The sequence below is a fragment of the Mesorhizobium sp. M0174 genome (assembly GCF_040322275.1).
GTDB lineage: Bacteria > Pseudomonadota > Alphaproteobacteria > Rhizobiales > Rhizobiaceae > Mesorhizobium.
Genome location: NZ_JAMYTB010000002.1, coordinates 89,582 through 107,546, shown reverse-complemented (window position 1 = coordinate 107,546; position 17,965 = coordinate 89,582). Strand labels below are relative to the sequence as shown.

At 63.4% G+C, this 17,965-nt stretch carries 20 protein-coding genes and 2 pseudogenes; 11 read left to right on the top strand and 11 right to left on the bottom strand.

The window, feature by feature from the left end:
* Nucleotides 1–4 precede the first annotated feature (4 nt).
* Both NKJ13_RS04025 and NKJ13_RS04020 read left to right on the top strand, forming a co-directional pair.
* Nucleotides 5–1,006, top strand: a complete 1,002-nt coding sequence (locus tag NKJ13_RS04025; RefSeq protein WP_352505362.1) for a serine hydrolase domain-containing protein — start codon at nt 5–7, stop codon at nt 1,004–1,006.
* A 6-nt stretch (nt 1,007–1,012) separates the two neighbouring features.
* Nucleotides 1,013–2,143: an anhydro-N-acetylmuramic acid kinase gene (locus NKJ13_RS04020; protein WP_352505363.1), complete on the top strand. Its 1,131-nt coding sequence runs from the start codon at nt 1,013–1,015 to the stop codon at nt 2,141–2,143.
* Here NKJ13_RS04020 and NKJ13_RS04015 read toward each other — a convergent pair.
* Nucleotides 2,140–2,570 (bottom strand): annotated as a pseudogene (locus NKJ13_RS04015) (GNAT family N-acetyltransferase). The gene NKJ13_RS04020 and the pseudogene NKJ13_RS04015 sit on opposite strands and share 4 nt — an antisense overlap.
* Before the next feature lie 49 nt (nt 2,571–2,619).
* Entirely contained in the window at nt 2,620–3,795 is a 1,176-nt protein-coding gene (locus tag NKJ13_RS04010) for an MFS transporter (protein ID WP_352688658.1), read from the bottom strand.
* 48 nt (nt 3,796–3,843) lie between these two features.
* On the opposite strand from NKJ13_RS04010, the gene NKJ13_RS04005 reads away from it, so the two are divergent.
* From NKJ13_RS04005 to NKJ13_RS03995, 3 genes are all read left to right on the top strand, one after another.
* A complete protein-coding gene (locus NKJ13_RS04005) occupies nt 3,844–4,383 on the top strand; it encodes an Lrp/AsnC family transcriptional regulator (RefSeq protein ID WP_352476516.1) in 540 nt (179 codons plus the stop codon).
* A 139-nt stretch (nt 4,384–4,522) separates the two neighbouring features.
* Nucleotides 4,523–5,062 carry a dihydrofolate reductase family protein gene (locus NKJ13_RS04000; protein WP_352505366.1) on the top strand — a complete coding sequence of 180 codons (540 nt, stop codon included), beginning with the start codon at nt 4,523–4,525 and terminating at the stop codon, nt 5,060–5,062.
* Between the two features lie 22 nt (nt 5,063–5,084).
* The gene (locus tag NKJ13_RS03995) at nt 5,085–6,002 is read left to right on the top strand and encodes a sigma-70 family RNA polymerase sigma factor (protein WP_352505367.1); all 918 of its coding nucleotides are present in this window, start codon (nt 5,085–5,087) and stop codon (nt 6,000–6,002) included.
* A 72-nt stretch (nt 6,003–6,074) separates the two neighbouring features.
* On the opposite strand, the gene NKJ13_RS03990 is transcribed toward NKJ13_RS03995, so the two are convergent.
* The 6 genes from NKJ13_RS03990 to NKJ13_RS03965 are packed head-to-tail and all read right to left on the bottom strand — an operon-like array spanning nt 6,075 to nt 10,454.
* Entirely contained in the window at nt 6,075–7,334 is a 1,260-nt protein-coding gene (locus tag NKJ13_RS03990; protein ID WP_128244314.1) for an ABC transporter substrate-binding protein, read from the bottom strand.
* 48 nt (nt 7,335–7,382) lie between these two features.
* Entirely contained in the window at nt 7,383–7,811 is a 429-nt protein-coding gene (locus NKJ13_RS03985) for a DUF4440 domain-containing protein (RefSeq protein WP_352505370.1), read from the bottom strand.
* 8 nt (nt 7,812–7,819) lie between these two features.
* Nucleotides 7,820–8,875 carry an aldo/keto reductase gene (locus tag NKJ13_RS03980; RefSeq protein WP_352505371.1) on the bottom strand — a complete coding sequence of 352 codons (1,056 nt, stop codon included), beginning with the start codon at nt 8,873–8,875 and terminating at the stop codon, nt 7,820–7,822.
* The gene (locus NKJ13_RS03975; RefSeq protein WP_352505372.1) at nt 8,872–9,231 is read right to left on the bottom strand and encodes a TIGR04076 family protein; all 360 of its coding nucleotides are present in this window, start codon (nt 9,229–9,231) and stop codon (nt 8,872–8,874) included. Before NKJ13_RS03975 ends, NKJ13_RS03980 begins: the two co-directional genes overlap by 4 nt.
* Complete coding sequence (locus tag NKJ13_RS03970; RefSeq protein WP_352688652.1) at nt 9,232–9,720, bottom strand: DUF3830 family protein; 489 nt, start codon at nt 9,718–9,720, stop codon at nt 9,232–9,234.
* Nucleotides 9,717–10,454 carry a GntR family transcriptional regulator gene (locus NKJ13_RS03965; protein ID WP_352505374.1) on the bottom strand — a complete coding sequence of 246 codons (738 nt, stop codon included), beginning with the start codon at nt 10,452–10,454 and terminating at the stop codon, nt 9,717–9,719. The genes NKJ13_RS03970 and NKJ13_RS03965 overlap by 4 nt, the downstream gene beginning before the upstream one ends.
* A gap of 126 nt (nt 10,455–10,580) precedes the next feature.
* On the opposite strand from NKJ13_RS03965, the gene NKJ13_RS03960 reads away from it, so the two are divergent.
* The 6 genes from NKJ13_RS03960 to NKJ13_RS03935 all read left to right on the top strand — a co-directional run bounded on the left by NKJ13_RS03960 (nt 10,581) and on the right by NKJ13_RS03935 (nt 15,520).
* Nucleotides 10,581–11,378, top strand: a complete 798-nt coding sequence (locus NKJ13_RS03960) for an ABC transporter ATP-binding protein (protein ID WP_352505375.1) — start codon at nt 10,581–10,583, stop codon at nt 11,376–11,378.
* On the top strand, nt 11,375–12,124 hold the full coding sequence (locus NKJ13_RS03955) for an ABC transporter ATP-binding protein (RefSeq protein WP_352505376.1): 750 nt from the start codon (nt 11,375–11,377) through the stop codon (nt 12,122–12,124). Before NKJ13_RS03960 ends, NKJ13_RS03955 begins: the two co-directional genes overlap by 4 nt.
* Nucleotides 12,121–13,029, top strand: coding sequence for a branched-chain amino acid ABC transporter permease (locus NKJ13_RS03950; protein ID WP_352688649.1), 909 nt, complete (start codon nt 12,121–12,123; stop codon nt 13,027–13,029). Before NKJ13_RS03955 ends, NKJ13_RS03950 begins: the two co-directional genes overlap by 4 nt.
* A complete protein-coding gene (locus NKJ13_RS03945; RefSeq protein ID WP_352688736.1) occupies nt 13,026–14,009 on the top strand; it encodes a branched-chain amino acid ABC transporter permease in 984 nt (327 codons plus the stop codon). The genes NKJ13_RS03950 and NKJ13_RS03945 overlap by 4 nt, the downstream gene beginning before the upstream one ends.
* Nucleotides 14,006–15,298 carry an NAD(P)/FAD-dependent oxidoreductase gene (locus tag NKJ13_RS03940; protein WP_352505378.1) on the top strand — a complete coding sequence of 431 codons (1,293 nt, stop codon included), beginning with the start codon at nt 14,006–14,008 and terminating at the stop codon, nt 15,296–15,298. Before NKJ13_RS03945 ends, NKJ13_RS03940 begins: the two co-directional genes overlap by 4 nt.
* A 75-nt stretch (nt 15,299–15,373) precedes the next feature.
* Nucleotides 15,374–15,520 carry a hypothetical protein gene (locus NKJ13_RS03935; RefSeq protein WP_023716676.1) on the top strand — a complete coding sequence of 49 codons (147 nt, stop codon included), beginning with the start codon at nt 15,374–15,376 and terminating at the stop codon, nt 15,518–15,520.
* Between the two features lie 46 nt (nt 15,521–15,566).
* Here the strand turns inward: NKJ13_RS03935 and NKJ13_RS03930 are convergent, their stop codons facing one another.
* The 3 genes and pseudogenes from NKJ13_RS03930 to NKJ13_RS03920 all read right to left on the bottom strand — a co-directional run.
* Entirely contained in the window at nt 15,567–16,403 is an 837-nt protein-coding gene (locus tag NKJ13_RS03930) for a GNAT family N-acetyltransferase (protein WP_352505379.1), read from the bottom strand.
* Nucleotides 16,404–16,409: 6 nt separating this feature from the next.
* Nucleotides 16,410–17,150: an aspartate/glutamate racemase family protein gene (locus tag NKJ13_RS03925; RefSeq protein ID WP_352688645.1), complete on the bottom strand. Its 741-nt coding sequence runs from the start codon at nt 17,148–17,150 to the stop codon at nt 16,410–16,412.
* A 16-nt stretch (nt 17,151–17,166) separates the two neighbouring features.
* Nucleotides 17,167–17,964 (bottom strand): annotated as a pseudogene (locus NKJ13_RS03920) (ABC transporter permease); the annotation flags it as partial.
* Nucleotide 17,965 lies beyond the last annotated feature (1 nt).

Here is a 17,965-nt window from a genome sequence, read left to right as displayed (position 1 = left end):
GCATTTGATCGAGCATGATCTCTTCGACCGTGCATTCGCCCCGCTCGAAACGGCCGTGGCTGCGTCGCGCATTCCTGGCGGCGTGCTCGGCATGGTCGACTGGGACGGTCAACGCATCGTCCGGGCAGTCGGCTCAGCCCAAGTCGTGCCGAAGATACGGCCGATGCATATCGAAACATGGTTCGATCTGGCGTCGCTGACCAAAGTCATCTTCACCACGCCGCGTATCCTTGCACTGGCGGAAGAAGGCGTCATCGACCTCGACGCGCCGCTGATTTCGGTCCTGCCCGACCTTCGCCAATATGACGAAAAAGCCTGGGAACGGAAGGTGACGTTTCGCCAGTGTCTCGGTCATCAGACGCCGTTTCCCGCCGTTGCTCCAATCTACACCTATGGCCGCGATCCCGAGCTGTTGCGCGCCTTTGTCCTGCAGCGCGAGTGGCAGGTCGGGGAGCCGGTCTATTCCGATATCAATTTCATTCTGCTCGGCTTCGTCCTGGAGCGCCTGTCCGGCAAGACCATTCGCTACATGGATCCCGGTCCGGGCTTCGCGTTCTCCACCGAACCGGATCGCGCGGCGGCCACAGAAGACTGCACATGGCGCCATCGTGTTCTCTGCGGCGAGGTCCACGACGACAATTGCTCGGCATTGCAAGGGGCCGGTCACGCCGGGCTGTTCGGAACGGCGGCCGCGATCCTCGATTTTGCGCTAGGGCTGCTGGACGGGAGCGGCGCATCCGAGCGTTCAATAGCGCTGATGCGCACGCCCTTGTCGGCAACCCGCACCCATGGCTGGGAGCGGCCTTACGAAGGCTGGTCCGGCGGCCGGCTGTGCAGCCCCGGCACAATTGGCCATACCGGCTTCACCGGCACCGGGCTTTGGGTCGACTTCGACAAAGGCAGAGCATGGACCTTGCTCACCAACCGGATCCATCCGACACGTCATTTCAACAGCGGGATCGCAGCGCTAAGGCAATCGATCGGCGATCTCGTCAACGGAGCCTGACAAGTCATGATTGCTAAAAATGGCGCACCAATGTGGGCTGTCGGCCTGATGACCGGCACCGTGCTGGACGGTAATATCGACGTCGCGCTGATCAAGACCGACGGCGAACGGATCGCGGATTTCGGCACCTACACGCTGGCGCCTTACCCCAGGTCGATCCGCAGCCTGTTGGAGGAGACGTTGCGCCAGGCCAGGATCTGGAATTTCACCGGACCGGAACCGGCGATTTTTCGTGAGGCAGAGGAGGCACTGACGCGCGCCCAATCCGCCGCGGTCAGGGATCTTGTCGAAAGTCACGGCCTGACCATGGCCGATATCGGCGTCGTCGGCTTCCATGGCCAGACCGTGCTGCACCGTGCCCCGCAAGTGGGCCGGCTGGGCCAGACCCGCCAGCTCGGCGACGGCGAGCTGATGCATGCGATCCTTGGCACCAGGGTCGCCTATGACTTCCGCTCGGCCGACATGCGCGCCGGCGGCCAAGGTGCGCCGCTCTCTGCCGCCTATCACGCCGCGCTGCTGCGCGACGCTGATGCCAGTGGAGACACGGCAGTGCTCAATCTCGGTGGCGTCGCCAACATCACCTGGTGGGACGGCAAGGACAATGTCGTCGCCTTCGATACCGGACCGGCCAACGCGCCGCTGAACGACTTCATCAAGTCGAAGGGGCTTGGCGAAATGGACCGCGACGGCGCGTTGGCCCGCGCCGGGACGGTCGACGAGACGCGGCTGGCCAAGCTCCTGCAGCACCCTTACTTGACCAAACCCTACCCGAAATCGCTGGACCGTTTCGATTTCGGCGCCTCGATGGCGGACGGAATGAACGCCGCGGATGGGGCAGCCCTGCTGACGGCCTTCACCGCGGCCGCCGTCGCCAAAGCGCTCGATCTTCTGCCGCACCGGCCGAAGCGGCTGGTGGTCAGCGGCGGCGGTCGCCACAATCCAACGATCATGGCCATGCTTGCCAGCCGCGCCGGCGTCGAAGCGGTTCCGGCCGAGGCGCTGGGCTGGAAGGGCGATGCGGTGGAGGCGGAGTGCTTTGCCTTCCTAGCAGTGCGCGTGCTTAGGGGCTTGCCGATCAGCTTCCCCAGCACGACCGGCGTGCCGCAGCCGATGCGCGGAGGGCGGCTCGCCGGCTAATCGTGTTTCAGGTTCTTCTGTAAGAAGATGCGGCTGCGGCCAATGGGAAAGTCGGCGAGCGCACCGAACGGCCGGTAGCCGTGGCGCTCATAGGCCTTGGCCGCCTTGGGATTGAACGTGTCGATCCAGGCGCCGTGACAGTCGCGCGCGATCGCCTCCCTCTCGGCCGCCTCGAGCATCCTGCCGGCCATGCCGTGGCCGCGCAGTTTTTCATCGACCCAGAGCCATTGCACATAGAGCCAGCCCAGGCGGTGTATCCCGAGATGCCGGCGACAATTACGCCGTGCTCATCGCGCACGAACACGGCCATTGCCTTCCTGCGGGAGGCGCCGACATCACTGTCGTTGAACGCAGCAAGCCGCTCTCCGAGAAAAGCCAGCTCGTGCGGCAAGGGATCGGCGGTTGTCTCAAGCGTTGTATTGTCCATCCACCAAGCATCTATCGATGGACGGGGCCGAGACGCAAGCCTTGCTGCGCTATAGCTTCGGCGAACGCCACGCCGCTGCCACAGCAGCGATCAGCATGAGCAGGGCTGCAACCACCGCCGACGCCGCAAAACCGAATGTGGAATAAAGCGGTCCGAACGCCGTGGTGCCGACGAACACCGCGAGATAGGTCACCGCGCTGTTCAAGCCCATGATCGTGCCGCGCCGCGCAGGATCGAGCGCGGACAGGCGCATCACCAGGACATTCAGGCCGAAATGATTGGCAAGGCCCCAGACGGCTATCATCGCTATGGTCAGATGGAAACTACTGCTCGCCGCGGCAATCGCGACATAGACGGCCGCGACGAGCAGGTAGGCAAATGGCATGACACGCCGCGCGCCCAGGCGGTCGATAACGCCGTCAAGAAGTGCCGCCGCGCCAAATCCGGCGCCATAAGCGAGCGCGGCCAGCCCGTTGGCGCTGACCGGCCGTCCCAAGCCATTGTGAAGGTGATCGCCAAGATAGCCATAGACACCGTAGAACGCGGTCATGAATGCGGCGCAGGCAACCAGAAGCGGCACTATGCCGGGGACGCTCAAAGCGCCCAGCGGCGTCGGCGCCGGGCCGCTCTTCCTGACATCGCTCAGCGACGTCAGCGTCAGGCTTGCCAATGCGAGTGCTGAGAGCACCGCGACCGCCGCGAAAACGGCGCGCCAATGCACCAGGTCGGCAAGTACGGCCGACAGCGAAACCCCGGCGATCATGCTCAGCGTCCAGCCGGTCAGCACGACGCCTATGGTGCCGCTTTCGCGGCCGGGCGGTGCAATCGCGGCGGAGCTGGCGTAGATTGCCGGCATGGCGACACCTGCAGCGATGCCGGCGAGAAGCTGGGCCGCGACCAGCGCCGTCACCGTCGGCGCAGCAGCGCTGGCGACGAGCGCTATCGCCAGCAGCAGCAACGCTCCTTGCAGCATGCGGCGGGCACCAAGCCGGTCGATATAGCGCGCCAGGAACAAAGCGCTCGCCGACGTACCGAGCCCGAACGCGGCGGACGCGATCATAACCGCCGGCACGCTTGTGCCGAAGGACGCGGCAACCGCCGGTGCGATCGGACCGAGCACCAGCGAGTTCGAGCCGATCACGGCAATGCATCCGGTGAGGAGGTAAGCGAGCGCCGGGATAGGCGGCCTTGCCGTAAATGTTGCGACTTGATCATTGTTCGACATATGGCGATATTGGCCGTACTAAATTCTGCATCAATAGGGAATTTCATTATGGATGAAGAAACAGATGGCATTCCGCAGAACAGGCCTGCCGCCCGCGATATCGATGCAATCGACCGAAAAATATTAAGCGTTCTGGTCGACGACGCCACGATCAGCTATGCCGAGCTCGGCGACCGCGTCGGCCTTTCACCGCCGGCAGCCCATGAACGCGTCAAGCGCCTGCGGCGCAGCGGTGCCATCCGCAACACCGCGATCATCATCGATCCAAAAGCGGTGCACAAGCCGCTGCTTGCCTTCGTCCATATCGACACCAAGGGGTGGGGCAAGACGCCGGAGCTGATGGCAATCTCCGAACACCCCGAAGTCGAGGAGATTCATTCGGTGGCCGGCGACACATGCATGCTGATCAAGGTCCGCACCGAGGACACGCGGGCACTCGAAGGCCTGTTGTCGCGCCTCTACGAAACGCCTGGTGTCACCTCGACCCGAAGCTACGTCGTGCTGTCGACCTATCTCGAGCGGCCGGTGCAGCCGGGGATAACGACGGAATGGCCGACCCCCCGGCACATGGCCAAGCCGCTTTATTAGCTCATACGATCCTCACGCGTATCCAACGTCGAACCGGAAACGTCTTAGGCACTGCATCCTGTGGTCATCCGTCGGGCCGGTTCGTTTGCGCCGGTTTTTGGATCCGACGGAATGCCTGTTGCGCAACCGGAGACACGCGATGAGAAAATTAATCGTAGGCAGCTTCATTTCGCTGGACGGCGTCATCGAAGCACCAATGGAATGGGCCTCGCCCTTCTTCGACGAGGAGATGAAGGAACACTCATATGAAAAGGCCGGCGAGGCGGATTTTTTCCTGCTCGGCCGCATCACCTATGAAATGTTTTCGGCGCGTTGGCCGCAGGTCAAAGGCAGCAAGTACATGGACCGCATGAACGGGCTGAACAAGCTCGTCGCTTCGCGCAGCCTCAAGGCAGTGAGCTGGAACGCGTCGCTGATCGAAGGCGACGTCGCTGCCGAAATCGCCAGGATCAAGCAGCAAACCGGCGGCAACATATTGAAGTATGGAGTGAGCAATCTCGACCAGACGCTGCTCGCCAACAGGCTTGTCGACGAGTATCAACTCTCGATCGTGCCGACCCGCGTCGGGCATGGCAAACGCGCTTTCCAGGATGTCGACCCGTCCCTGGTCAAGCTGGAGCTTATAGATACGCACCGTTTCAAGAACGGGGTCATTACGCTGACCTATGTCCCGCTGTGATCCGCCGCCGAATTGAATGCCGATGAAGATGCAGCCAAGACTTGACCCGACCGGGCTTTTCGACGTCCGCTACGCCGGCTTCCTGGAGACAGTCGCGCATTTGCGTGGACGGCTGCACCGCTACTGTGCACGTATGACCGGTTCGACGCTCGACGCCGAAGACGTGATGCAAGAGGCGCTGTTCGAGGCCTATCGGAAGATCGAGAAGCTGGACGATGCGACTGCTCTTCGCCCCTGGCTGTTTCGCATTGCACATAATCGCTGCATCGATTTCCTGCGAAGCCGGCAGGTGCGTCAGCATGCGGAGGCCAATTTCGTCGAAGACGAGATCATCCTGCCGGTCGAGCCGGCGGGCAAGGGCGCGGATCGCGCGATGGAACGGCTGGTGATCCACCTGCCGCCCAAGGAACGCGCCTGCGTCCTGCTCAAGGACGTCTTCGACTATTCGCTGGAAGAGATCGCCGATCTCGTCGGCTCGACCGTGGGTGGCGTCAAGGCCGCGTTGGGCCGTGGCCGCTCCAAATTGGGCGCCTTGTCAGGCGAGCCAATCGTGCGTTCGGAGCCCCAACGCGATCCGGAACTTCTGGAATTGCTCAGCCGCTATGTCGAACTGTTCAACCGCCGCGACTGGGACGGGGTTCGGGCGTTGACCAGCGCCGACGCACAATTGCGGGTCGCGGATTGCTTCAAGGGCAGGCTGTCGGAATCACCTTACTTCGTCGAATATGAAAGAGCCTCGACGGCCTGGAAAATGGCGATTGGCATGATCGATGGCGAGGCGGTGCTGCTCGTGCTCCACCATGGCGAAGACGGTTGGAAGCCGGCCCATCCGGTTCGGATCGAAGCCGCTGGCGGGACCATAAATCGCATCACCGATTATTATGCCTGCCGCTGGATCATGCCGACGGCTGGTGCGGTGGTCGTTTCCAGGCCGGCCTAACCAACAGGACATGCAAGTGTCCGGCATCAACCTCAATGAAATGGGATCAATGCCGGACAAGACATAGGGGGCTTACTGAAGCTTCGCCTGCAAGGCGTTGACGTCATCCGTCGTCATTTCGCCATCGGTCGTCACCTTGCCGTCGACGATCTTCCAGAGCCGGAACGGGCCGGTGATGTCGCCGTACTTATCGAAGGCTACAGGGCCGATGACGCCTTCGTAGCGGATCGGCTTGCCGTCCTTGATCAGGCCGAGCGCCTTGGCGAACTCGTCCTTGCCGGCATAGATCGGCGTGCCGGCCGGATCGACCGCCTTGTACATCGCGTCCTTGATCTTGGCCGGATCCTCGGAGCCGGCAATCGCGATAGCCAAGCCGACAATGGCGCCGGCATCATAGGACCGGTCGGCCGCCGGGTTCGACGGCTCAATGCCCGAAAATTCCTTGTAGTTCTTGGTGAAATATTCGGTCGATGCGGTCGGGCTGGTGCCCGAGGAAGTGCCATAGGCATCCTTCAAATAGTCGGCGCCGACGGATTCGATGAAATCCGGGCTGTTCATGCCGTCATTGAGCAGGAATTTCTGGACACCGCCCTGCGAAATCCAGGTACGGGCGATGGTTGCGCCATCGACAGGCGTGCTGACGAGGTAAAGCCCGTCCGGTTCGCCGGCCATGGCCGCGGTTACCTCCGAGGCATAGCTCGACTGCTTTTCATTGTAAGGCGTGTCGGAGACGATGGTGCCACCGAGCGCCTTATAGGCACGCGAGAATTCCGCCACCATGTTGACGCCGAAGTCGTTGTTGACGTGGATGACCGACAGCTTCTTGAAGCCCTTGTCGATGGCATATTTGGCGGCGGCGACGCCCTGCAGAGCGTCCGAGGTGATGGTGCGGAAAAAGATGCCGTTGGTCTTGCCGTCGCGCCCGAGCGCCGTCAGCGTCGGCGACGACGAAGCCGGCGACACCTGGACGATCTTGGCCGGCGCGGTGACCGAGGTCAGGATCGGGATCGACACAGAGGAGATGATGCCGCCTATGATCACCGGCACCTTCTTGACCTGCACGAGCTGGGTTGCGGCGTCGACCGCAATGTTGCCCTGGCTCTGGCTGTCGCGCGTGTCGGTCGCGAGATCGCAGCCGCGCACGCCGCCGGCATCGTTGATGTCGCGGAAGGCCATTTCGACCGACTTGGCGCCGGCCTGGCCGTATTCGCCGGCCGGGCCGGTCAGTTCCATGACGAGGCCGACGGTGATCTTGCAGTCGGCGGCCTGCGCTGCGCCGGCCGCTGTCAGCAAGGCGAGCGCGGTGGTGATCTGAAGTATCGTCTTTGTCATTGTTGTTCCCCTTTCGTTACACGACTCTCATTCACGTCTTGAGCCTGTTCAGCCTTCCGGCACCTGCAGCCAGGTTTCATGCAGATGTCGCCATTCGACGCCGTTAGGCGCCGATGAACTGGTGGTGAAAACGGCACTCGAGCGACGGCGGCTGTGCCTGCCGGCGCGTTGCTGTGCCTCGACGTAGCAGACGACGATCGTGTCCCCGGCCTGCCAGTCGGCCCGGATGTCCTCGATCGAGATACTGAAATCGCCGTCGCAGCTGGCGCGGCTTGCCCTGACATGGTCGAGCACCGCGTCACGATCGAGGACCTGGCCATCCGGTGCAACCATCTGGAAGCCTTTGCCCATGACGCTTTCGAAGCGCCTGAAATCTGCATTGTCCGCACTTGCTGCATTGAACCAGTCGACGAAGAAGCGGTGGAGATCGACCACCTCGACGCTGGCGCGGGAAAGCAAGGAGGGGTTTTCGTCCATGGCCGCGTTCATTTCCTGCCTGCATTCAAATTGTAATGCATGATCGAGCCGTGGCGGCCGTGACGGTCGCGTTCCAATGTGTAGACGTCGCCCAGCGGCCCCCGGCTTTGCGCGATTACGGCAGCGATCCTCGCCCGTTCGTCTGCATCGAGCGCGACGTCCATGATTCTGGCATTGGCAAGGGCGTGCGCCTGGTTGCGGGCGCCGACGATGACGGCCGCCACTTGCGGCTGCTGCAGCACCCAGGCGCTGGCGATGGTGGCGATGTCGACACCGCGGTGGTCGGCGATGGCCTTCAGTGTGCGAAGCAACTCCTGGAAAAGCTCCCAGCCGCCGAAATCATCGATGATCAGCTTGTATTTGACCAGCGACCGGTTTTCGAGCGGCGTCTGCGGCTCGGTAACGCCAAGCCATTTTTCGCTAAGGAAGCCGCCAGCCACCGAACCGTAGCAGAGGAAACTGACGCCATGCCGGCTGGCGAGTGCTGCAAGGCTGTTCGCCGGCCGCTGGTCGAGCACCGAGTATTGCAATTGCTGGCTGACCAGCGGCACACCCGCGGCCAGGATCTCGGCCAGCCGCAGCGTGTCGAAGTTCGTGGTGCCGATATTGCGCACCTTGCCTTCCCTGCGGATTTCGTCGAGCCAGCCCATCGCGTCGACATAGCGGGGCACCGAATAGTCCCACCAATGGAACTGCACAAGATCGAGGCGCTCAGTCTTCAACCGCCGCAGCGACTGGTCGACGATGCTGCTGATGTAGTCGCGGCCGATCGTGGAGAGCCGTTCGAGGTCAGGCACCAGCTTGGTGTGCACCTTCATCTTGGCGGCAGCGTCGAGGCCACGCTCATTGGCAAGGCGCAGGCGCGCCGCACCAATCAGTTCCTCGACACCGGTATAGATATCGGCGCAATCATAGGTCCAGATGCCGGCGTCGAACGTGGCGATCAGGTCGCTCACCGCCTGTTGGCGATCGACCGCGCCGTGCCCGCCGGCAAGCTGCCAGCCGCCGCGAATGACGCGCGAGATCGTGTAGCCGGGACTCAGTTCGAATGCCTTGGCGGTCATCTCTGGTCACTCTCCTTCGGCAGCGGAACCGCCGTGGTCTCGGCATGGCTGAACCGCCGCTTGCCCGTCCTGACGATCCGCAGCCGGCTGGCGCAATTCGGATCCGGACAAGCGATCTCGGCGTCCGACGTCATCCAGTCGTTCCTGTGGGTCGGGCGCTGCTTTGCGGCCAGAAGCGGCAACACTGCCGCAATGGAATAGATCGAGAAACCTTGCCCCGCCGGCATCGACAGCATCTCGCCCTTCAACTCGAAATAGTCGCCGGGCTTGGCGCCGCAATAGATCGGCTTGCCCTTGGGGATAACCGCCTCGACGCGAAGGTCGAAGAGTTCGAAACTGTCGTCGGTCTCAGCCATTCAGATCTCCACCCGGGTGAAGGTGATGTCGCAGGCACCGTTGCGGCGGATCACGCCACAAGCGGCTGCGAATTTATCGCGATCCTCAGGCACCACCTGCGCGACGACGCTTCCGGCAAGCCAGCCGATCGGGAATAGCAGGCGTGCACCCGCTCCGTAGAACAGGCCGACGTCAAAGATGGCATTCGGGTTGCCGCCCCACATGCGCGGCGGCACGTAGGACAACACGATGTCCCCCGGCTGCGGCGTCAGCGTTGCGTTCTCCGCCGGCAAGGGCCTGGCATACGTTTGGCCCTCAAGTTCGGCTGATGGAACCGGGCAGGAGATTTCCGGCCCCGTCCACATAGCATGGATGCCGGCAACGACGCGCGGCTGCTCGAGATAGGCCAGCAGGAAGGCAGCGTTGTCGGGCGCCTTTTCAGGCAACATCAGCGCGGTCACGGAAAGCATCGAGTGTGGCTCGGTGATGCTGATGCCAGGCGCCCTCATGCCCTCAATCCTTCCTTGCTTGTGGATTGGAGCTTGTCGCGCAGAAAGGCGAAGGGCCGGCTGATGTCGGCCACCAGAGCCTCGCGCGCCGCTTGCGCATCCTGCCTTGAAAGCGCTGCGACGATGCTGCGGTGGTAGTGGGCCGTATCGACCTCGCCGGCGTCGGAAAAGGCGTAGATGGCTACGCGGATGCACGGTCCGGATTGCAGCCAGAGGCTCTCGATCATCGGGATCAGCACGGCGGAACCGCAGCATCGGTAGATCTCGAAGTGGAAGCTCTGATTGAGCGTCGCCTCCCGGTCGATGTCCTTCTTGTGCTTCAGCGCCCGCATCTCGTCCCACTCGCCGAGCATGGCCTCGACCGAAGCGATCTGGCGCGGGTTCATGCGCGTCGCGGCCAGCGCGATCGCTTCGCCCTCGATCAGAGAGCGGGCGCGCAAGAGGTCGTCGATGCGCTCCAGCGTGATCGGCGGCACGCGCACTGAACGGTTGGGAAGCGCCTCCAGCGCCTTCTCGGTGATCAGCCGTCCGAGCGCCTCGCGCACCGGCATGGTGCTGGTGACCAGCGCGTCGGCGAGGCCGCGGATGGTCAGCACCTGGCTCGGCTCGAAAAGGCCGCCGATCAAGGCGCGGCGCAGCTCCGAATAGACGCGATCCTGCACGGTCTCGCGGCCGACCGGCGTAAGCTGGGCTGCGATCATCTCATTGTTCTTTTCGATGGCGGCCTTCTGCATAGGCAATCCCGGTCTTGGCCGTTTTCGGCTTGCGGAAGAAATTAAAGCCGAATAGCGTGATCAAAGCAAGCGTGATCACAAATCAGATCATAGGCGACGAAGATCGCTTTTCGGCCAGAGGAATTGATGAGCGACACGACGGAACGGCAGGAGGAGATCCGTACGCCGGTCCTCACGGCCAGGAACGTCCTCAGACGCTTCGGCGGCCTGGTCGCGGTCAACAATGTCTCGTTCGACGTCCGGCCGGGCGAAATACTTGGCCTTATCGGCCCGAACGGCGCCGGCAAGACCACGATGTTCGACCTGCTCGCCGGCAGCATTCTGCCGACCAGCGGCGAAATCCTCCTCAACGGCGTATCGGTGTCGGGGGAAGCTGCCCATCGCCGCATCCGCCGCGGCCTCGGCCGCACGTTCCAGATCCCCCGGCCCTTGCCTAACCTGACGCTGATCGAAAACGTCATGCTGGCTGCTCAAGGGCAGGCCGGAGAAAAACTGCTCGCCAATTTCCTGACGCCCCGGCGGGTCGCTGCCGAAGAAAGGGCTGCCGAGATAAGAGCCGTCGAACTACTCGAGCTCGTCACGATCGCTCACCTTGCGCACGAGCCGGCGCGCGTGCTTTCAGGCGGCCAGCGCAAGCTGCTCGAGCTGGCCCGCGTGATGATGGCCGACCCGGCGATCATCCTGCTCGACGAGCCGGCGGCCGGGGTCAACGCAACCCTGCTCGAGATCATCATCGACCGCATCCGCGACATCAATGCGCGCGGCATCACCTTCCTGCTGATCGAGCACAATATCGACATGGTGACGCGACTCTGCCACCGCGTGCTGGTCATGGCGAGCGGCCAGCTTCTGCGCGAAGGCACTCCGGACGAGGTGGCGCGTGACCCACGCGTCATCCAGGCCTACCTCGGAGGCACGGCATGAGCCAAAGGGTACTCGATGTCCGCGATCTCGAAGCCGGCTATGAGCCCGGCGTTCCGATCGTGCGCGGCGCCTCGATCACCGTCGACAAGGGCGAGATCGTCGTCGTCCTCGGTCCCAACGGCGCCGGCAAGTCGAGCCTTATCAAGGCCATCGCCGGCCTTGTCCCGATCACCGGCGGCACGGTGCTGCTGGACGGCAAGGATATCACGGCGTCGCCCGCCCACACCATGGTCCGCCTTGGCCTTGCCTTCGTGCCACAGACGGAGAACATCTTCCCGCTGATGTCGGTCGAGGACAATCTCAAGGTCGCCTGCGGCATTCTGAGGCCGCGCGAGGTCCCCGCCCGCATTGAGGAAATGTATGCGGTCTTTCCCGATCTCGCCCTTCAGCGCAGAACAGCCGCGGGCAATCTCTCAGGCGGACAGCGGCAGATGCTGGCCGTCGCGCGGGCATTGATCGTCCATCCCAAGGCGCTGGTGCTCGATGAGCCGTCGGCCGGCCTGTCGCCGAAATTCGTGTCGATGGTGTTCGAGATGCTGGCCGGCATCCGCAAATCCGGCGTCACCATCCTGCTGGTCGAGCAGAACGCGAAGGCAGCGCTTGCCATTGGAGACCGCGCCTACGTGCTGGTCGAGGGCAAGGAGCGGCACCAGGGCATCGCCTCCGAGCTCTGGAACGATCCGGTCGTCGCCGAACTCTACCTTGGCCAGCGCCGCCCCGACTTCGGGAAAGGAGGCGCGGCATGAACCTGCAATTTGTCGTCGACGGACTGCTGGCAGGCTCGATGATCGGCCTCGGCGCCATCGGCGTGACGCTCACCTATTCGATCCTGCGCTTCTCGAACTTCGCCCATGGCGACTTCATGGCCTGGGGCGCCTATGCGACGCTGGCCGTGGTTGGCGCCATTGGCGCGATGTTCGGCAAGATCGCGCCGATCGCGCCCCTCTCCTTCGGTTGGCCGCTGATCGCCGCGCTCATCATCGGCATGGCGGTTACCGGCCTGCTGGCACTGGCGCTCGATCTGGTGCTGTTCGCGCGGCTGCGGGCCAAGGGCCAGGCGATCATCGTGGTGATGGCCAGCTTCGGCGCCTCGATGGCGCTGAGAAGCCTGCTCGAATTCATCTTCACCTCGCGTCCGACCTATTTCAGCCGGGCCATCCAGATCGCCATGCCCGTCGGCTTCGGCATTCGCATCACCCCCGACCAGATCGCGCTGCTGCTGCTGACCGCCGTGCTCGTGCTCGGTGTGCACCTCCTGATGACCCGCACCCAGACCGGCCGTTCGATGCAGGCATTGAGCCAGAACGCGGCACTGGCGCGCATCGTTGGCATCGACGTCGCCAAGGTGGTGCGCGTCACCTGGCTCATCGGCGGCGCGCTGGCCTGCGTCGCCGGCGTCATGATCGGCATTCTCATTCAGATCCGGCCATTCATGGGTTTCGAGATGCTGTTGCCGATGTTCGCGGCCGCCATCCTCGGCGGCATCGGCAGCGTGCCCGGCGCCGTTCTCGGCGGTTTGATCATCGGCATGGCCGAAGCGGGTGCCGTGCAATTGATCGGCGCCGAATGGCGGGCGGCCGTCTCCTTCATCATCCTGATGGCGGTGCTGTTCGTGCGCCCCATCGGCCTTTTCGGAGTGAGGGAACGCTGATGGATCTGCTCGGCTACGGCGCTTTCTTCCTGACCACCGCGCTGATTTTTTCGCTCGTCACGCTCGGGCTCAACCTGCAATGGGGGCTGACCGGGCTTTTCAATGTCGGGGTCGCCGGCTTCGTTGCCATCGGCGCCTACACCTCGGCACTGCTGACCACGCCCGACGATGCCGCGCGGCTCGGCGGCTTCGATCTGCCGATCCTTGTCGGCTGGCTCGGCGCCATGCTGGTGGGCGGCGTCGCGGCCGCCATCACCGGCATCGCGACGCTGCGCCTGAGATCGGACTATCTGGCGATCACTACTTTCGGCGTCGCCGTCGTCGTGCAACTGGTAGCGCTCAATGCCCAGAAGCTGACCGGCGGCCCATTCGGCATCGGCTTCATTCCGCGTCCGCTCGGCGGTCTTGCCGAAACGCCGTTGCTGTTCAACCTTTCGAACCTTGCGATCGTCTCGGTGGTGACGCTGATCGTCTATCTCGCGCTGGAGCATCTGTCGCGCAGCCCGTGGGGGCGCGTGTTGAAGGCGCTTCGCGAGGACGAGCGGGCCGCGATATCCCTAGGTAAAAGCGCACGGTTCTACCGCGTCCAGGCCTTTGCCGTGGGCGGTGCCATCATGGCACTGGCCGGCGCGTTGCAGGCGCATTTCACCGGCTTCATCGCTCCGGACAATTATCTGCCGGCGCTGACCTTCCAGGTCTGGGTGATGCTGATCGTCGGCGGCTCGGGCAGCAACATCGGCGCCGTCATCGGCAGCATCCTGGTCTGGGCGATATGGGCCGGATCGGGAGCCTTGACCAGTGTGTTGTTCTCGCCGGAACAGCAGGCACGCGCCGCTTCGCTGCAGATCGTGGCGATCGGCGTGATGTTGTGCGTCATCCTTCTGGTCAGGCCGAACGGCCTGTTCGGCGACAGGCCGCGGCGCGCAAGGTTCGGCAAGGGCGCGAAAGCGGCTCCGGACGAGAGCGCTGCAAGGTCATGAGCAGCGTTGCCGTGCCACGCGGCCTTTCGCTATGGCACGCCGTCGGCCGTAACCGCCGCGACCGGCCTTCGCTCGAAGGTGCACTCGAGGTCGATCTGGCGATTGTCGGCGGCGGATTTTCTGGCCTTTCCGCCGCGCTGCACACCGCCGAGAAAGGCATCTCGGTCGCCGTCCTCGAAGCCGAAATCATCGCCTGGGGGGCGACCGGCAGGAACGCCGGTTTTGTCGTGCCGAATTTCGCAAAAAGAGACCCCGACGATATCATTGCCCAGCTCGGACCCGAACGCGGCGAACGCCTTGTCGGGTTCGCCGCCGGCAGCGCCGACCTCGTCTTCGACCTGATCAAGCGGCATGCCATCGAATGCGATGCCATCCAGAGCGGCTGGATACAACCAGCCCATTCACCGGCCGCTTTGGAAAAGACCAGATCGCGGGCCGAACAATGGGCAAGGCGCGGAAGGCCGACTGTTGCGCTGGACAGGCAAGCGATCGAGGATCTGACCGGCGTTCACGGCTATGTCGGCGGCTGGATGGATCGGTCGGGTGGCGTCCTCAATCCGGTCGAATATGCGCGCGGCCTCGCCGATGCGGCGGAAAAGGCCGGCGCGCGCATTTTCGAACATACGCGTGTCGCGTTGATCGATCACATAGGCGATGGTTGGGCTTTGAAGACGGCCTCCGGCTCGGTACGCGCAGGAAAGGTGCTGGTCGCCACCAACGCCTATGGCGGGCCGCTGGATCGCGCGCTGCAGCGAACCTATTTCCCGCTGAAAATCTTCCAGATCGCGACAGCGCCGCTGCCGCGCGAGATACGCACTCGCCTGCTTCCTGGCGGGCAAGGCGTCGGCGACACAAGACGCAATCTCTTCACCTTCCGCTTCGACGGCGAAAACAGGCTGATCACTGGCGGCATGCATGTTTTTGGCCCCGGTGCCGACACGCGGGTGCCGCGGGCGATCTGGCGGCGCCTGGCAAAACACCTTGACCTCCCGGAGATCCCGCCGCTTGAATATAGCTGGTCGGGGATGGCTGCCGTCGAGCCCGACTTCCTGCCGCGCCTTGTCGATCTCGGCCCCGGCCTGATCGCGGGCTTTGCCTGCAACGGACGCGGCATCGCCATGACGACGAGCATGGGCAAGGTGCTCGCGGATTGGACTGACGGAACAAAGCCTCAGGATTTGCCGCTGCCGTTTGCGCCGCCGTCGCCGATCCCGTTCCACGGCCTGACGCGGCACGCGCCAAACATGCTGCTTCCCCTAAGCATGCTGCGCGATCGGCTGGATGGCTGATCGACGTGCGCGTCCGTCCGCCGTCCTGATACCGAACCGCTAGACTCGCTCAAATCATGTTGTTAACGACAGCGGATGAAGCAGAACTATCTTTATCTCATCATCGGCGCTTTGGTCGTCGCCGTCATTGCCTTGGGCATTTACGTCTATCGCGAGGAGACCAAGCCGAAAGGCGTGGAACTTCGTATCGACGATTCCGGCATTTCAGTTCAGGAAAAGTAGACATTTCTGCTCCCCGACTTGCGCGCTGAAGCCGACTTGCACCGTCTCAACCAAGCTCCAAGGTCGTTATCGCATAGACACCGGACTGCGTGAGCTGCGGCGCCCTTCCCTTGTACATTCGAGCCGTTTCGAAGCCCGGTTGAAGGCTGGCGGACGACAGCAAATCTGCAAATTGCCCGCTGGTTTCGGGGACGTCGAGATGGACGTTTCCGGGGCCGCACATCTGCGCGAGCGCGGCGAAGAGACGGCTTGCCGTGTCCAGATTGTCGGCAAAGAGCGGGCCGACCTTGCAGCCGTCGCGGCATCGGCGCGCGACGCCGTATCCCGCAATTGCGCCGTCCTTGACCATGGCAAGCGCCATATGCGGCGGGCGCAGCCAGTGTTCCAGGAAGGACTGTCTCGGGCCGGGAAAGAAGCGGCGGTCATAGGCCAGTATGTCCGGCACGAGATCCGGCCCTATTGCGCAAATGTCACTGCCGACGGCTGCCGGAACATCCGGCAATCCGACGAACCGGATCGTCCGGTAGGCCGGTGCAAAACCCATGCTGCGGTAGTTGGCCTGCTGTTCGACGACGCCGTCGAGTCCGATCGTGCGGTTGCCGAGCCGCGCCATGCCGGCATCCCAGACCGCCTTGCCATGGCCCGCACCGCGCCTGTCCGGCCGGCAGATATAGAGGCCGATGAAGCCGAAATCGTCGCCATACGCCACAGCCGAAATGCCGGCCACCATCTCGCCTTCGACAAAGGCGCCGATGAAGCCCTGCGGGTCCGCTGCCTGGAACAGAGCGGCGTCGCCGAGGCCGGCATTCCAGCCTTCCTGCGCCGCCCAGTCGACAAGGGTTTCCACCTCTTCAAGTGCGAGTGTTCGGATCGTTCTGAGCATTTTCGATCACTCGGCGGCGCCAGGCGCGAAGGATTTCAACGCGCCATGATAAGACTTTGCCAACGGGCTTGCATAGGCGCCGCGCTTGGATGTCGTCAGGCCAAGGGCGATCAATGCCTCGGCCTGTTTCACGGCAGCGCCCACGCCGTCGATGACCGGAAGCCCGAATTCCCGCTGCAGCGCCGCCGCCAGATCGGCCATGCCGGCGCAGCCGAGCACGATCGCCTCGGCGCGATCCTCGTCGATGGCGCGCGCAATCTCGTTGCGCAGCCTGAGCAGTGCGTCGGACGCCGGATCTTCGAGGGCAAGAACCGGGATGTCGGCGGCGCGCACACGCGCGCGCCCTGCCATGCCATAGCGCTGCACCAACCCTTCGACCGGCACGCGCGAACGTCCGGTGGTGGTGACGACCGTGAAGCGCTGGGCGATGAACGAGGCCGTGCTGAGCGATGCCTCGCAAATGCCGATGACCGGAATGTTGGCCATGGCGCGCGCGGCATCGAGGCCGGTGTCGTCGAAACAGGCAATGATCGCGGCTTGCGCGCCCGAGCGTTCGCCGGCGGCGATCTCGACCAGCAGGCCGGGCACGGCAAGTGCTTCATCGTAATAGCCTTCGATCGATACAGGTCCCATCGACGAGGTGACGGCAACGATCTTCGTCGATTGGGCAGCGACCGATCGGGCCGCCGCCGCGATAGTGTCGGTCATGCTGGCGGTGGTGTTTGGATTGACGACGAGGATCTGCACTGTCAGGCACGCTCGGGCCGACATAGACGATTGCGCCGAGCGTCAGCAGGATCACCAGGAAGGAAAACACGGTCGTCACGGTGCCCAGCGCATAGAGCACCGGCGTCGTGACATTGGTCGTCATGCCGTAGATTTCGAGCGGCAAGGTGTTGAACGTGCCCGAGGTCATCAGCGTGCGGGCGAACTCGTCATATGACAGAGTGAAGCCGAACAGGCCGACGCCGATCAGGCTGGGCGCGATCATCGGCAGCACGACATGTGCGAAGGTCTGCCACGACGATGCTCCGAGATCGCGCGCGGCTTCCTCATAGGCTGGCGAGAACCGGTTGAAGACAGCAAACATAATCAGCACGCCGAAAGGCAAGGTCCAGGTCAGATGGGCGCCGAAAGCGGAGGTGTACCAGGCGGGGCGGAAGCCGATCTGCTGGAAGACGACGCCGATGCCGAGACTGATGATGATCGACGGCACGACCAGGCTGGCGACGGCCAGATAGAACAGTGCGGTTGCGCCGCGAAATTTCTGCCGGAAGGCCAGGCCGGCGAGCAGCGACACGGCGACAGTGACGACCATCACCATCAGGCCAAGGACGAGCGAGCGTTTGAAGCTGCCGCCGAAGTCGCCGACCGCCTGGCGCTCGAACAAATTGGCGAACCAGTGCAGCGACACGCCGTTCAGCGGAAATGTCAGACCGCCGTTCTCGCCCTGGAAAGAGAGGATCAGGATCGCCGAAAGCGGGCCGTAGAGGAACAACACGAAAAGACCGAAGAACGCCGCCAACACATAGAATTCGAGGGTGCGCTTGTCCTGGCTCATC